Genomic DNA, 14,188 nt, shown 5'->3' on the forward strand with positions numbered 1-14,188 from the left:
GATATGGCTAATAAACGAGACTTCTTGACAAATGGAATGGGAAAACAAACGATCACCGTTCAAACAGATAATAAATTTCCAAATCCAAGGAATATACCGGGAGACTCTGTCGATGAATTTTCAGTATTGAAAGATGGCAACCAATATCTAGCCGAAAAGGAAATAGGGCAGCAAAATGAAAATGGTTGATTGAACGTGAAAAGAAGACCGAATTTACGATTATTCGGTCTTCACCTATTGGTATATATCACTGCCCTGGATTAATGACTCTAAAAAAAGCCGTTAAGATAGCTTTGCAGCATACTTAACGACTTCCTTTGCATCAGCTTATAGCCCGCATTTCAATTGCGCTCCGCAATTCGTGCACGTATTGCATCCGCCCATTTCCTGAACTTCACCCTTACGGCATACGGGGCAAGTGTTACCCACTTCCGAACCAATTGTAACATTCGTCGAACGCAGCTCATTTATCGTATCGACCAATACAACTTTTTTCTTTTCTTCCACATTTGTCAATTCATCCATTTCAAGCTGCTCGTCCATTTGGTTTTCTTCCGCTTTGAGCGTAAGGACCTGACTGTCACGGCTGCCATCCACATATACCGTTCCGCCTTTTGCTCCGCCTTTGTATAGACGTTCATATACCTTTTCAACTTGTTCGACAGTATATCCTTTTGGGGCATTGACCGTCTTGCTGATCGAGCTGTCAATCCAGCGTTGAATGATGCATTGAACATCAGCATGTGCTTCTGGAGCTAATTCCATAGCGGAAATGAACCATTTTGGAAGCTCTTCTGTATCGGCTTCTGGATGGCGATCCAAGTATTCCTGTACAATGTCAGCCTTAACTTCAATGAATTTACCAAGACGGCCGCTGCGGAAATACGTGAAGGAGAAATATGGTTCAAGACCTGTTGATACCCCAACCATCGTTCCTGTACTTCCCGTAGGAGCCACTGTCAATAAATGAGAGTTACGGATACCATGTGCAGCAACACTTTCCCTGATATCTTCCGGCATTTTTTCCATAAATCCGGTTTGTGTGAAACGTGTTCTAAGCTCATTGGTTTCTTTGTCCGTTGACCCGATCAGGAACGGGAAACTGCCTTTTTCTTTAGCAAGTTCCACCGAAGCCCTGTAAGCTGTGGTCGCAATCGTTTCAAACACCTTGTCAACCAGGATATTTCCTTCTTCAGAGCCATATTCCGTTTCACAGTAGATCAACAGGTCATGCAGACCCATTACACCTAGTCCAACCCGTCGCTCGCCCAGTGCCTGTTTTTTGTTTTCATCCAAGAAATAAGGAGTTGCGTCAATGACATTGTCCTGCATGCGCACACCGACTTCAACTGTCTGCTTAAGTTTCTCGAAATTAACCGTTTTGCTTTCTTTATCAGCCATTTCAGCCAGATTGACAGCAGCAAGGTTACATACTGAATATGGAGCCAATGGCTGTTCTCCACAAGGGTTCGTGGCTACAACCTGTTGACCGTATGCTTTGGCATTCGTCATTTCATTTGCATTATCGATAAAGAAAATACCTGGTTCAGCAGAATATGTTGCACAAATGTTTATTAAGTTCCAAAGCTCTTTAGCCCGGATTTTACGGTAAACACGGACTTTATGACCCATTTTCTCCCATTCGCGAACATCGCCGACATTATGCCATTCTTTATTGTAAATGGCCATTTCTTCGGCATTATAGCTTTCAACATCAGGAAAACGCAATTCATATTCCGCATCTTGTTCAGCCGCTTCCATAAATTCCTTGGTCAGGCAAATGGAGATATTGGCTCCAGTCAAGAAATCCGAATTATGGACACTGTATGTTCCGCCTGTACGGATCTTTTCCTCTGCATCCCTAATGATTTTCTCGCTGAACCCGCCTTGGCCAGGAATCTCCTTATAATTGATGATCCCTTGATACATAGCCGTTTCCTGTTCCGTGTGCGGCGTGAATTTCAATTTATCCGTGGCATATTTCTTGATGGCTTCATCTTTGGTGTTTTCCACTAGGTAACGCAAAATCCTTGGATTTTGCATTTTGGAAATGATGAACTCTGCAATATCGGGATGCCAATCAGCAAGCATGATCATTTGCGCGCCTCGTCTGCTGCCGCCCTGTTCAACAAGATGCGTCAGTTTTGCAATATCGTCAAGCCATGACACTGAACCCGAGGATTTTCCATTCACCCCTTTTGCCAGAGTGTTTCTTGGACGCAGTGTCGATCCGTTCGTACCCACTCCGCCGCCGCGGCTCATGATTTCCATCACTTGTTTCCTATGTTCTGAAATACCTTCACGTGAATCCGGTACGAATGGCATTACATAGCAGTTGAAATAAGTAACATCCGTATTGGAACCTGCACCGTATAATACTCGGCCTGCCGGGACGAAATTAAGGTTCTTTAATTCTTCATAGAATTTATTGAACCATTCCGTTCTTTTTTCTTCCGTGGTTTCCACTGATGCCAATCCCGTTGCATTACGTTTCGCAATTTGTTCATAGTATATTTCAAGAGGCTTTTCGATTATATCCAACGGACGGTTTACAATTCCCGTCTCAACTTCTTCCGGATTATCCAATACGCCACGGAATTCTTCATCCACCAATACCTTGGCTTTTTTGGTTTCCCAATCAATTTCAACGATGTAACCGAGACCCCTTGCTGGGAATTTCGGATCTTCCTTAATCGTCAACACGACGAAATCGCCTGCCGAGAGTGTGATTTTTTCAGTATCCTTAAAAGAATAGCGGTCAAGCATGACTAGACGGGACACTCCCTTATGCGCCATTTTCATATCAGCAGTTACAGGGTGAACCTGGGGAAATAAAGAAATATCCTTATTCAACCTTTCTAGATCAACCTTTAAAGCTTCTTTTATTACAACCGACATAATTCCCTCTCCTTTATATGTTTCATGATCCGTTCTTGCTGCCGCAAAAATCCTTATGTAGCCTTACATGTCCGTTTCGCTTAACAAGTACCCTAAATTTATCATAGCGAAACTCAAAAATCAACATATAGTGTCGCATTAAATATTTCAACTACTATATATTGTGTTTGTTTTGAATAACTTTTAATTTTGTCAAACGTTAAATCAATTAATATAGTTAGCAAAAGGGAGGAAAATGTCGATTTATAATAATTTTTCATCAGATTTCAATTAATTTGGACCTTGCTTTTTCCCCATCCCTTTTAGGGCTTATCCCTGCAAGGGATGTGTTATTCGGTCAAACAAATCTGAAAAAACTTTTTATTATCCACTCTAATTATGCTTCCTCTATCTCATGAAATTCCATTCATCGCTTTCATATTTGCTTTCTGCAATTGCCTTCACTTCCAGCAATTGCTTTTCGGTGAGGACATATGGCTCTAAATCGACCGAAAGTCCTTCGGCAAAACCTTTTTCGAAAGCTTCTTTCGCTTCAGGGATGGTTATCTTTCTCCCGGCAATGTCATTCATGGCCACAGCTTTGTTTTTTAAGTTTTTTTGCATTCTCTCTTTAACCCTGTCATTTGAGAATTTAAATACGCTAAAGAGCTTATCATCATCAAGCTCAAGCAAAATGGACCCGTGCTGAAGGATGACGCCTTTTTGCCTGGTTTGAGCGCTGCCAGCGACCTTCCTGCCCTCAACGACCAGTTCATACCAGCTAGGTGCATCAAAGCAGACGGAAGACCTGGGCGATTTTAAAGCCGCTTTTTCCTGTTCGCTTCGAGGCACGGCAAAATAAGCATCCAATCCAAGATTCCTGAACCCCATCAATATTCCTTCAGAAATGACACGATAAGCTTCAGTAACGGTTGTTGGCATTCCCGGATAGGATTCTGGAACGATTACACTATAAGTCAATTCATGTTCGTGCAGTACCGCTCGTCCTCCTGTCGGCCTGCGAACAAAACCAAGGCCCTGCCTTTTGACCTCTTCCAGATCAATCTCCGCTTCTGCCTTTTGAAAATAACCGATCGACAATGTCGCTGGATCCCAGCCGTAAAAGCGTATGATCGGCGGAATTTCCCCTTTGCTTTGCCAGTTTAACAGGGCTTCGTCCAGCGCCATATTAAAAGCCGGTGAACAATACCCCGAATCTATAAAACCCCATTTTTCTTTAGTCATCCTTACCCCTCGTTTCGATAGACGTTTTTCAATCCCCCACAAAAAACTCACATGTAGTAGTTTAACAGACTTTAACACTCTAAAAAAGAAAGTGCTATCAAGTCATGAAGAATTTGATGAAAATTCTTTTTGATTATTGGGTAAAGCAATTATATAATAAAGATTGTCTGTATTCGTTAAGGTAGAAGGGAGTTTTTATGTTTGGAAATATTATATACACTGCTCATCATCCTCGGAGTGGTTATTGCGTATTCACTTTTTAATTGGTACCGCCAGCGTAAAATCGTTAAAACACTAACACAGGACGAATTTATCGCCAACTACAGAAAAGTGCAGCTAATTGATGTGCGGGAACCGAATGATTTCGAAAATGGTCATATCTTAGGCGCAAGAAACATCCCTATGACTCAAATGAAAACCCGCTTGGTCGAAATTAGGCCGGACAAGCCTGTATATTTGTACGCTCAAAGCGAAATCATCAGCGGCAGAGCTGCAGCCATGCTATACAAAAAGGGCTACAGGGAACTTTTTCACTTAAAGGGCGGTTTCAAGATGTGGACCGGGAAAATCAAAGCAAAGAAATAAGACCCATCTCGGCATGGGCTCTTTTTAATTCCATAGCTCAAGTAAAAGAAAGTCAACAGTTGGACTTTAATGGAATCTTACATAAACATGAAAAATCCCCGCCGGAAGGCAGGGATTTTTTTCGTGTAAGCTACTAATCTAGGCTTGATAACGCAAAATGGGTTTTCTTGCAGCAAGAGTTTCATCAAGCCGCTTTATAACGGTTGTATGCGGAGCTTCCTGAACGATTTCCGGAGTTTCTTCCGCTTCCTTGGCAATCTGGATCATCGCATCGATGAACGCATCCAGCGTTTCTTTTGACTCGGTTTCAGTCGGTTCTATCATCATTCCTTCTTCCACGTTCAACGGGAAGTAAATGGTTGGAGGATGATACCCGAAATCCAGCAATCTTTTAGCTATATCGAGAGTCCTTACCCCCAATTTCTTTTGCCGGCGTCCGCTTAATACGAATTCATGCTTACAATGACGATTATATGGTAAGTCAAAATAAGGTTCCAACTTGCGCATCATATAATTGGCATTGATGACCGCGTTCTCTGTGACGGCTTTAAGGCCATCAGGACCCATTGAACGAATGTACGTATATGCCCTCACGTTTATTCCGAAATTACCATAATAAGGTTTTACCCTGCCAATGGATTGCGGACGATCATAATCAAGGACGAATTGCTCGCCTTGCTTGACTATAAGAGGTTTAGGCAAGTAAGGAATCAAGTCGGACTTCACACCTACAGGACCAGAACCCGGGCCGCCGCCTCCATGCGGGCCTGTAAATGTTTTATGGAGATTTAAATGAACCACATCAAAGCCCATGTCACCCGGTCGTGCTTTTGATAGGACTGCATTCAGATTCGCTCCATCATAATAAAGCTTCCCACCTGCGTCATGGACAAGTTGTGCCATTTCCAAAATATTTTCTTCAAACAATCCCAATGTATTGGGGTTCGTCAGCATCAAGGCCGCCGTATCAGGTCCGACAACACGTTTTAAATCTTCAAGGTCGACTAACCCATTTTCATCGGACTTCACTGTAATCGTTTCTAGTCCGGCAACAGTGGCAGAGGCAGGATTCGTACCATGGGCCGAATCAGGTACAATCACTTTCGTCCGTTCTGTATCGCCATTCGCTTCGTGAAAAGCGCGAATCATCATCAATCCTGTCCATTCACCGTGGGCACCTGCTGCAGGCTGTAATGTCACTTGGTCCATCCCGGTGATTTCCGTTAAGTGTTCCTGCAAATCAAATAATAGTCCCAATGCTCCTTGTACAGTAGCGGGATCTTGATATGGATGGATATGGGCAAAACCGTTGAAACGTGCCACATTTTCATTTATTTTCGGATTATATTTCATCGTGCATGAACCCAGCGGATAAAAACCCGAATCCACCCCATGATTCCGTTTGGAAAGTGCAGTATAGTGACGCATGATATCCAGTTCGGACACCTCAGGAAGCTTTGCCTCTTCTTCACGGATGTAGTCGGCAGGAAGAATTTCTTCGAGCGGAATAGTTGCAACATCCATTTCTGGCAGACTGTACCCGATCCGGCCGGAAGTACTGATTTCAAAAATGAGTGATTGATCTTGATTATTCATGTTGATCCCCCAATTCCTGCGCAAGTGCATCAATTTCTTCTTTTGTTCTTAGTTCAGTTACCGCAACCAGCATATGGTCTTTCAATTCAGGATAAACCGTCCCTAAATCGAAGCCGCCGATCATCCCTTTTTCAAAAAGGTTTTTATTGACCTCTGAAAACGGAGCAGGCAGTTTAATGACAAATTCATTAAACGAAGGACCGTCGAATATCACTTCCACCCCTTTGGCCATAATTGCTTTTTTCGCATAATGTGCTTTTTGAATATTTTGCACGGCCATTTCTTTGACACCCTTTTTCCCAAGCGCGGTCATTGCAACAGAAGCGGCCAAGGCATTCAAAGCTTGATTGGAACAAATGTTGGATGTGGCTTTGTCACGGCGAATGTGCTGTTCACGAGCTTGAAGCGTCAGGACAAACCCTCTTTTTCCATTCTCATCGACCGTTTGACCGACGAGTCTGCCCGGAACTTTCCGTACAAGTTTATTAGTAACCGCAAAATATCCACAATGAGGGCCACCGAATGCCGCTGGAATGCCGAATGGCTGAGCATCCCCCGTTACGATATCTGCACCGAGTGCACCAGGGGATGTCAAAGCTCCCAATGCAAGCGGATTACTGGAAACGATAAACATGGACTTGACGCCATGAATGATTTCTTCCATTTCTTTCAATGGCTCGATCCGGCCAAAAAAGTTCGGGTATTGCACGATCACTCCTGCAATGTCATCATTCGCCAATTCCCTTAAAGCAGCTAAGTCCGTCACACCGTCTTTATGAGGAATTTCGATCACTTCCACGCGTTGCCCTTTTGCATATGTCTTCACAACTTCTCTTGATTCAGGATGAACGGTTCCTGAAATGAGAATCCTCTTCCGCCTTGTCTGTCCTGAAGCAAGCATCGCTGCTTCAGCCAGCGCCGTCCCGCCGTCATACATGGAGGAGTTAGCCACATCCATGCCCGTCAATTCACATATCATCGTTTGATATTCAAAGATTGCTTGAAGCTCGCCCTGTGAAATTTCAGGCTGATACGGTGTATATGCCGTATAAAACTCAGAACGGGAAAGAACATGATCGACGATGACCGGCGCATAATGGTCATAGACACCCGCACCAAGGAAGGAAGCATAATTTTTAAGGTCCGCATTCTTTGCAGCAAGCCTTGATAATTCTTTCATTAATGCAGGTTCCGATTTAGCAGGCTTGATATCGTATTCTCCTTGAAAACGAACGCTTTCAGGGATATCATTGAAAAGTTCTTCAGCAGCGGATACCCCTATCGCTTCCAGCATTTCTTGTTTATCTTGCTCTGTCATGGGTAAATAACGATGTTTCATCTAATGACCATTCCCCTCTATTTACGTGGTTTTTTATAAAAAGGTGTTTGTATTATAACGGCTTTCAAACGTTTGGAACGGATTTCCACTTCGACTTCCGCATCCAGCACCGAAAATTCCTTATCGATAAGTACCAATCCAACGTTTTTCTTCAATGTTGGCGATTGGGTACCAGTCGTGACCACGCCAATGACTTCATCACCGCTGTATACCTTATACCCATGACGTGGAATGCCACGGTCAATCATTTCAATTCCCACAAGCTTCCGGGGAGCCCCTTTCTCCTTTTGCTCAGCAAGAACGGCTTTCCCGAAAAAATCAACTTCCTTATCCACTTTTACTGCAAAACCAATCCCGGCTTCTATCGGGGTGATGTCAGCTGAAAGCTCCTGCCCATACAGCGGCAGTTTCGCTTCAAAACGCAGGGTATCACGAGCACCTAAACCAATCGGCTGAACCCCCTCTTCCTTACCGGCATCCATAATCGCCTTCCAAAGGGCAGGGCCATTTTTACTGTCGCTATATATTTCAAAACCATCTTCACCAGTGTATCCAGTACGGGAAACCAGCGTGGAGATACCGTTAATCATGACATTATCCTTGAACCTGAAAAATCCAATTTCACTTAAGTCAGTACTTCCCGATAGTTTTTGTAATATCTTCTCTGCAGCTGGTCCTTGAAGTGCCAGCTGTGTATAGTCACTTGAGACATTCGTAATTTGGGCATCTTCCGTTAAATTAGCTTGCAGCCAATTGAAATCTTTTTCTGTATTCGCTGCATTGACCACGAGCAGATAGTCTTCCTCAGCCCTTTTATACACGATAAGATCATCAACCGTGCCTCCGTTTTCATAACACATGGCGGTATATTGGGCCCCGCCCTGTTGCAGCTTTGATATATCATTTGTCAGCATCTTCTGTAAAAAGGAAAGGCTCCCAGGCCCCTTAACATCGACTTCCCCCATATGGGAAACATCAAATAACCCCGCTTTTGTCCGTACGGCTTCATGTTCATCCTTTATACCCGAAAATTGGACAGGAAGTTCCCAGCCGCCAAAATCAATCGTTTTACCTCCGTATTCACGATAAACCTCAAATAGTGGTGTTCTTTTTAAATTGGTCAAAAAATGACCCCCTTCAGATTTTTTTAAAAATTAATTGGCTTCATTATCAAAAGCTTCTTGTCATTACACATCAGATACAAGCTGATTCATGATGTGAAAAAAGCACAAAAAAGGACAGAGAAAGCCCGTTTGAGCTTTTTCTCTGTCCTGAAACCTGAAAGTTTACCTATGTAATAGGTTTTCCCCTTTGGTGGCCGTCCCATAACGGGCGGCGCTCTCCAGAGTTGCGTCCAATAAGAGTTCTTTTGCCTGAGAGATTCACTGCTAAGTTTGCTCCTTCGGCGCTACATCCGTAGTCTCTCCCCTTATCTTCACCCGCATATAAATGGTCTACCATTGAAAGGAAGCCAATAAGCCCCAAGCATCGGTAAAACCTTTGAGCATAAATGGAATGCATTCTCTGCCAATTCTCCTAAAACTTCAGAAACCGTTTGACTGATCTCCTTCAGTAATCTTGGATAAACTAGGAGCCTATAGCCCATACTAAGAAAACGCGAACTGCAAAATCGATGTACAAACATTCTTTGTAGCGTTTGGAAATTGGAATTTTCTAAATATACTTATATCCTACCCTAAGAAACTTATCTCTGCAATATTTTTTAAAAAAGAAATATTTTTCTTACTTCACATATGAAATGTTCGGGTTTTGACCTTATATTAAGGAAATTATGATTTAAGAGGGAGTTATTTCTATGAAAATCAATATATCCTTCAATTCTGAATGGAATGACGAGTTTCTGCAAAAGATGGAAAATGACGGTCCATGGGGAAATTGGGAGCTTTATAAGTTGGCGGTTCAAATGGAGGAAAACCTTATCATCCCTGATTTTGAAGGTTTACAGGCGCCCAAGCACCTTCCTCAGCTAACCCCGCTTCCCCATCAATTGGAAGCGGCGAAGCAAGTAGTGGAAAAAATGAATGGAAAAGCCATTTTGGCTGATGAAGTAGGGCTGGGAAAAACAATTGAAGCAGGCTTGATCCTAAAAGAGTATATGATTAGGGGCCTTGTAAAAAAAGTATTGATCCTTGTTCCGGCTTCCCTTGTCACACAATGGGCATTTGAATTGAATACCAAGTTTCATATTCCGGCAGTCGTTCAGAGAAAAAGTTATGTCTGGGACTCCTGTGATGTAGTCATTTCATCAATTGATACAGCGAAACGCGCTCCACATCGAGATATCATCTTTACTCAGGAATATGACTTCATCATTATTGATGAAGCTCATAAACTTAAAAATAATAAGACGAAGAACTATGAATTCGTCCAAAATCTGAAAAAGAAATTTTGCTTACTCCTGACAGCCACTCCGATTCAAAATAAAGTCGAGGAGATATTCCACCTCGTTTCGTTATTGAAACCGGGCCACTTGGGAAATGCCTCACTCTTTTCGGAAAAGTATAAAGGGAAAGGCCGGAACATAACTGAAGATGAACACCTAAAGGAACTTGTCAACACTGTCATGATTCGAAACCGGCGGGCCGATACTGGCATTGAATGGACAAAACGGCATGTGGAAACCATCACCATTGAATTTTCTCCAACGGAACAAGCATTATATGATGCTGTTTCCAAATTCAAGCCAATTTCGGATGGATCAAAAGGAAGCGCCTTTTCGGCTCTCACTCTCCAAAGGGAAGCATGCAGCAGCAGAGAGGCTGTCTTTTATACATTAAAGAATATGAGAGATAAATACGATCAGCCTTCCCCTGATTTTTTGGCAAAGCTTGATGATTTATTTACTAAAGTGAATGAAACGGTCCAGAACTCAAAGGCTGAAAAAGCTTTGGAACTGATCAAGAAAATTGATGACAAAGTGATAATCTTTACGGAATATAGGGCGACTCAACTATATCTCCAATGGTACCTACAGCAGAATGGAATTTCTTCTGTTCCTTTCCGAGGAGGTTTTAAGCGCGGAAAGAAAGACTGGATGCGTGAATTATTCCAAAAGAACATTCAGGTATTAATCGCAACAGAAGCTGGCGGGGAAGGGATAAACCTTCAGTTTTGCCATCACTTGATTAATTTTGACCTGCCCTGGAACCCAATGAGGCTTGAACAGAGAATTGGACGGATTCACCGCCTTGGTCAGGAAGAAGATGTGATGATTTATAACTTTGCCACGAAAAATACAGTTGAAGAACATATACTGAAGTTACTATACGAAAAAATAAATTTATTTGAAAAAGTAATCGGTGAATTGGATGATATTTTAACCAAACTGGATATTAACAACATTGAAGAATATTTAATTGATGTGGTCGGCGAGTCCAAAACAGAAGGCGAAATGAAAATCAAGATGGATAATTTTTCATCGTTGATCCAATTCGCTCAATCAATGAAGGAAGGTGAGGTTCATGCAGCAACGGGAAATTCATGATTTTTTAATCACTTTCTTTAAAGCCAACGATTGTGAAATACTGGATAATGCACCAACCCACCTTACAGTGCAATTGACGATTGAGATGGATAAAGAATTAATGAACAGACCCTTTTATTGGCATTATCTAGAAAAAACAGGAGGTGTTCCGAACCCGGCACAAATCACTTTCATTACCGATCCAGAACAAGCTCCATCCGATTTAAAGGGAGAAATGATTCATTTTGGCTCCCCTCGTCTTCACCAGATTATTCAATCAACCAAAAAGCTGGCAGGGTATACTAGACTTTTTGAGAATACGCCTCCATCAAAAGGCAGAAATAATCCTTTGTTTCCTTGGCTGACCCTGAATGTGAAAATATCCTATCAATGCGACCGCAAAAAAGATACTTTCATGTCAATCGGACTGAATTTAATCTCGGGGGAAATAATGGAAGGGTTTCACCATCGGGTTTTACCGATTAACGTCACCCCGAAAATACCGGATTATTCCTTTACGCTTTCACCTCTGATCATGCCCAAGAGTGGATTGGCAAGACTTGATACATACATCAGAACCAGTTTCGAGGATGATGACCATTCCTGGGCGGAGGAAGCAATGCTGCGCTGGCAGAATGACTTGAATTTATTGGAGCATTTTTACAAGGATATGGACGAAAAAAGTGAGAGCTATTATACCGAAAAAGAAGCACTAAAAGCACAATATGAACCCAACATCAGAATATCCATCATCAACGGAGGATTATTTTACCTTTCAGATAGGGCGTTGGGATAAGGAAAAAACAAAAAAACAGATGTCCAAGTTCAGGACATCTGTTTTACTTTTTGATCGTTTTCCTTATAAACATCGACAAAGCAAAAGGGACAATGCCAAACCAATGTGACATACCCTGGTTTTTATCCTCTTTTCTGTGAAGGCGTTTTTCTTTTCGTTCTTTTTTCGTCAGATTGAAATACTCGACAAGCTGCTGCGTCAGATATTTAATATAAGCGTTTGTAGACATATAAAATCATCACCCTACGCAAAGTATGTCCGGTTTACGCTTTTTTTATTCCTTTCCTTGCTCCCTTCACCGTAAACCTGTCGCGTTCCCTAATAAAATGGTGTTGATTTTGCTATTACACAGCTTGCTTCTCCAACCATTCTTTCACTTCCCCCGCTTCTTTATCGTATTGAATGATGACCCTGCCCTCTCGATCATTTTTAGTTTTGGAAGAAAACTCGATATAGACGTAAGGACCTTCTTGCTTCATTAAGGAATATCGCACCACACCATTGGGATATGATATTTCCCCCTGGATGATTTTCGGAATCTCTTCGCCCCACTCTGCCGTCACATCCTTGATGGCTAGATGGACAAGATGGTCGGCCACAAGCGACTCTTCCACTTCTTTATAAAACTTTTTATCAATGATAAACTGGTCGATCATTAGTATCGTGAACATGATGAAAACACTCGCCACAATCATGACCATCGGGAAAACGACTCCTTTTTGATTATTCATCAATTTTCGTATCATTCCTAAAGAAAGGATGAAATCTTCGACTGAATGTAGTCCCTGCTTTATCCGTTATATTTATAACAATGACACTGCCATCCTTATTGACCTGGAATTCCGAAATGTTCTGCAAGATGACCTCATGCCCCATACCATCCACTCGTCTTCGGACCTTATCTTCATATTGTTCCAGCGATGCTAATTGTTCACCTGAAAGCAAATATAATTTATTTCCCATTACATCTTGTGCTTTGGAACTCCGGACCTCCTGCTTCACTTGCATGGTAAAGACCTCCCACTCCTTAGGATGCAATTTATCAACGGACCTCATCTGGGTGTGAATGATCGAGAAGAGCTGCAGAACAAAAAGCGACGTCGTCATTAAAATCAATAATGAAAAAAGCAATTCGATCATCGTAAAGCCATCATTTTTTCGCAGCATCACAAATGGATTCCCAATTACCCGTTTCATGTTCATAGCGTACACACCCTTCAATCATTCCCGGGAAATCCCCATGGTCCTTCCAAAACAATTCAAAGCTTCTTTTTTTGTAAATGATTTCCTGACCAACTGCTTGAATCTCCCCATCCATGAACGCCGTCAATCTTTCATATAATAAATGGTGGGCTTCGGTCCTTACTGGAATATCTTTCCGCTGCGTCAATACCTCTTCAAGAATTGGTAAAATGGCAAGGGCCAGAAATATACAAATAGAAAATGCGGCCATCAGCTCAAGGTAGACATACCCTTTACAATTTCTCAATCCGGAACCTCCCTTTACCGATATTGAGGACCAGCTTGTACTTTCCCTTTGAGGTATCAATCATAATCGTTCCGGCTTTGGATGCATTTCCATATTGATTAAAATGAAAGCTGAACCCCAAAGTGCCGCTTAAAAACTGGATATCCTCTGGTATGCTTCTCTCTAAAACGATCCCCTCCTTATAAGACGAAACGGTATAAATCTTTTCGGTATTATCAATATGGAGGTAAATCAAGCTCTTATGACTGATGGCATACTGTTGAGCATAGAAAAGATCTTCATGAAATTGTGAAAGAAAAAGCCTATTTTCCATTCCTTTAGTGAAGCTGGGATATAGATTAGGACCAATGGAAATTAGGAGTACAAAAATAGCGAGGACAATAAGGGTTTCAGATAGTGTATACCCACCATCGGAATGCCGTATATTCACTTCTCTCCTACTCAACGACCGTTATCTTTCCTTTACTATCCAAACTAATTTCATCCCCATTAGGGCAGGATGTCTGTTTGAGATAGCCTTGACTTTCCAATTCACCGATACTTTCGGGCAGTTTAGCATTATCGATTTCATAAGCCTGCACCTGTGCTTGGGCCATCTTAACGAAAGCTTCACATCCTTTAGACTGGATTGTGGATTGGTTTTTCGTGATATTGGGGATTGTTATAATCAAAAGGATGGATATCACCAGTAAAACAATAAGCATTTCTATTAGGGTAAAACCACGTTCATTCATCACTTTCTTCAACATATCATCATGCTCCTAAAAGCATCTGAAT

General features: G+C 42.0%; 15 protein-coding genes and 1 riboswitch. Of the genes, 4 read left to right on the plus strand and 11 right to left on the minus strand.

Features of this window, described 5'->3' with window-relative positions:
* The first annotated feature begins 3 nt into the window (after nucleotides 1–3).
* Nucleotides 4–189, plus strand: a complete 186-nt coding sequence (locus ACJ9PY_RS17375) for a hypothetical protein (protein WP_048688331.1) — start codon at nucleotides 4–6, stop codon at nucleotides 187–189.
* Between the two features lie 138 nt (nucleotides 190–327).
* Here ACJ9PY_RS17375 and ACJ9PY_RS17380 read toward each other — a convergent pair whose 3' ends face one another.
* Nucleotides 328–2,898 carry a vitamin B12-dependent ribonucleotide reductase gene (locus ACJ9PY_RS17380; protein WP_145504681.1) on the minus strand — a complete coding sequence of 857 codons (2,571 nt, stop codon included), beginning with the start codon at nucleotides 2,896–2,898 and terminating at the stop codon, nucleotides 328–330.
* 387 nt (nucleotides 2,899–3,285) lie between these two features.
* Nucleotides 3,286–4,122 (minus strand): biotin/lipoate A/B protein ligase family protein, encoded by an 837-nt coding sequence (locus tag ACJ9PY_RS17385; protein ID WP_048688324.1) that lies wholly within the window; start codon nucleotides 4,120–4,122, stop codon nucleotides 3,286–3,288.
* A gap of 201 nt (nucleotides 4,123–4,323) precedes the next feature.
* Between ACJ9PY_RS17385 and ACJ9PY_RS17390 the strand changes: the two genes are divergently transcribed.
* Nucleotides 4,324–4,707: a rhodanese-like domain-containing protein gene (locus ACJ9PY_RS17390; RefSeq protein ID WP_034308355.1), complete on the plus strand. Its 384-nt coding sequence runs from the start codon at nucleotides 4,324–4,326 to the stop codon at nucleotides 4,705–4,707.
* A gap of 138 nt (nucleotides 4,708–4,845) precedes the next feature.
* On the opposite strand, the gene gcvPB is transcribed toward ACJ9PY_RS17390, so the two are convergent.
* Genes gcvPB through gcvT form a run of 3 tightly spaced genes read right to left on the minus strand, consistent with a single transcriptional unit; the run spans nucleotide 4,846 to nucleotide 8,766 of the window.
* Entirely contained in the window at nucleotides 4,846–6,303 is a 1,458-nt protein-coding gene (gcvPB, locus tag ACJ9PY_RS17395) for an aminomethyl-transferring glycine dehydrogenase subunit GcvPB (RefSeq protein ID WP_057278806.1), read from the minus strand.
* Nucleotides 6,296–7,642, minus strand: a complete 1,347-nt coding sequence (gene gcvPA, locus ACJ9PY_RS17400; RefSeq protein ID WP_187049738.1) for an aminomethyl-transferring glycine dehydrogenase subunit GcvPA — start codon at nucleotides 7,640–7,642, stop codon at nucleotides 6,296–6,298. Before gcvPA ends, gcvPB begins: the two co-directional genes overlap by 8 nt.
* A gap of 17 nt (nucleotides 7,643–7,659) precedes the next feature.
* On the minus strand, nucleotides 7,660–8,766 hold the full coding sequence (gene gcvT, locus ACJ9PY_RS17405; RefSeq protein WP_411738634.1) for a glycine cleavage system aminomethyltransferase GcvT: 1,107 nt from the start codon (nucleotides 8,764–8,766) through the stop codon (nucleotides 7,660–7,662).
* A 227-nt stretch (nucleotides 8,767–8,993) separates the two neighbouring features.
* Nucleotides 8,994–9,081, minus strand: a riboswitch (glycine riboswitch).
* A 377-nt stretch (nucleotides 9,082–9,458) separates the two neighbouring features.
* On the opposite strand from gcvT, the gene ACJ9PY_RS17410 reads away from it, so the two are divergent.
* Nucleotides 9,459–11,147, plus strand: coding sequence for a DEAD/DEAH box helicase (locus ACJ9PY_RS17410; protein ID WP_057278810.1), 1,689 nt, complete (start codon nucleotides 9,459–9,461; stop codon nucleotides 11,145–11,147).
* Nucleotides 11,125–11,922 carry a YqhG family protein gene (locus tag ACJ9PY_RS17415; RefSeq protein WP_048688306.1) on the plus strand — a complete coding sequence of 266 codons (798 nt, stop codon included), beginning with the start codon at nucleotides 11,125–11,127 and terminating at the stop codon, nucleotides 11,920–11,922. Before ACJ9PY_RS17410 ends, ACJ9PY_RS17415 begins: the two co-directional genes overlap by 23 nt.
* Before the next feature lie 43 nt (nucleotides 11,923–11,965).
* On the opposite strand, the gene ACJ9PY_RS17420 is transcribed toward ACJ9PY_RS17415, so the two are convergent.
* From ACJ9PY_RS17420 to comGC, 6 genes are all read right to left on the minus strand, one after another.
* Nucleotides 11,966–12,151, minus strand: a complete 186-nt coding sequence (locus ACJ9PY_RS17420) for a YqzE family protein (RefSeq protein ID WP_057278811.1) — start codon at nucleotides 12,149–12,151, stop codon at nucleotides 11,966–11,968.
* Between the two features lie 115 nt (nucleotides 12,152–12,266).
* Complete coding sequence (comGG, locus tag ACJ9PY_RS17425) at nucleotides 12,267–12,653, minus strand: competence type IV pilus minor pilin ComGG (RefSeq protein WP_053535692.1); 387 nt, start codon at nucleotides 12,651–12,653, stop codon at nucleotides 12,267–12,269.
* Nucleotides 12,646–13,125 carry a competence type IV pilus minor pilin ComGF gene (gene comGF / locus ACJ9PY_RS17430; protein ID WP_082854575.1) on the minus strand — a complete coding sequence of 160 codons (480 nt, stop codon included), beginning with the start codon at nucleotides 13,123–13,125 and terminating at the stop codon, nucleotides 12,646–12,648. The genes comGG and comGF overlap by 8 nt, the downstream gene beginning before the upstream one ends.
* Nucleotides 13,073–13,411 (minus strand): type II secretion system protein, encoded by a 339-nt coding sequence (locus ACJ9PY_RS17435; protein ID WP_063575683.1) that lies wholly within the window; start codon nucleotides 13,409–13,411, stop codon nucleotides 13,073–13,075. Before ACJ9PY_RS17435 ends, comGF begins: the two co-directional genes overlap by 53 nt.
* On the minus strand, nucleotides 13,398–13,841 hold the full coding sequence (gene comGD, locus ACJ9PY_RS17440; protein ID WP_034308382.1) for a competence type IV pilus minor pilin ComGD: 444 nt from the start codon (nucleotides 13,839–13,841) through the stop codon (nucleotides 13,398–13,400). The genes ACJ9PY_RS17435 and comGD overlap by 14 nt, the downstream gene beginning before the upstream one ends.
* A gap of 7 nt (nucleotides 13,842–13,848) precedes the next feature.
* Nucleotides 13,849–14,160, minus strand: coding sequence for a competence type IV pilus major pilin ComGC (gene comGC / locus ACJ9PY_RS17445; RefSeq protein WP_034308384.1), 312 nt, complete (start codon nucleotides 14,158–14,160; stop codon nucleotides 13,849–13,851).
* Nucleotides 14,161–14,188: the final 28 nt, after the last annotated feature.

Origin of the sequence: Peribacillus sp. S4, assembly GCF_046715815.1 — a bacterium.
In the GTDB taxonomy this organism is placed as follows: Bacteria; Bacillota; Bacilli; order Bacillales; family DSM-1321; genus Peribacillus; species Peribacillus frigoritolerans.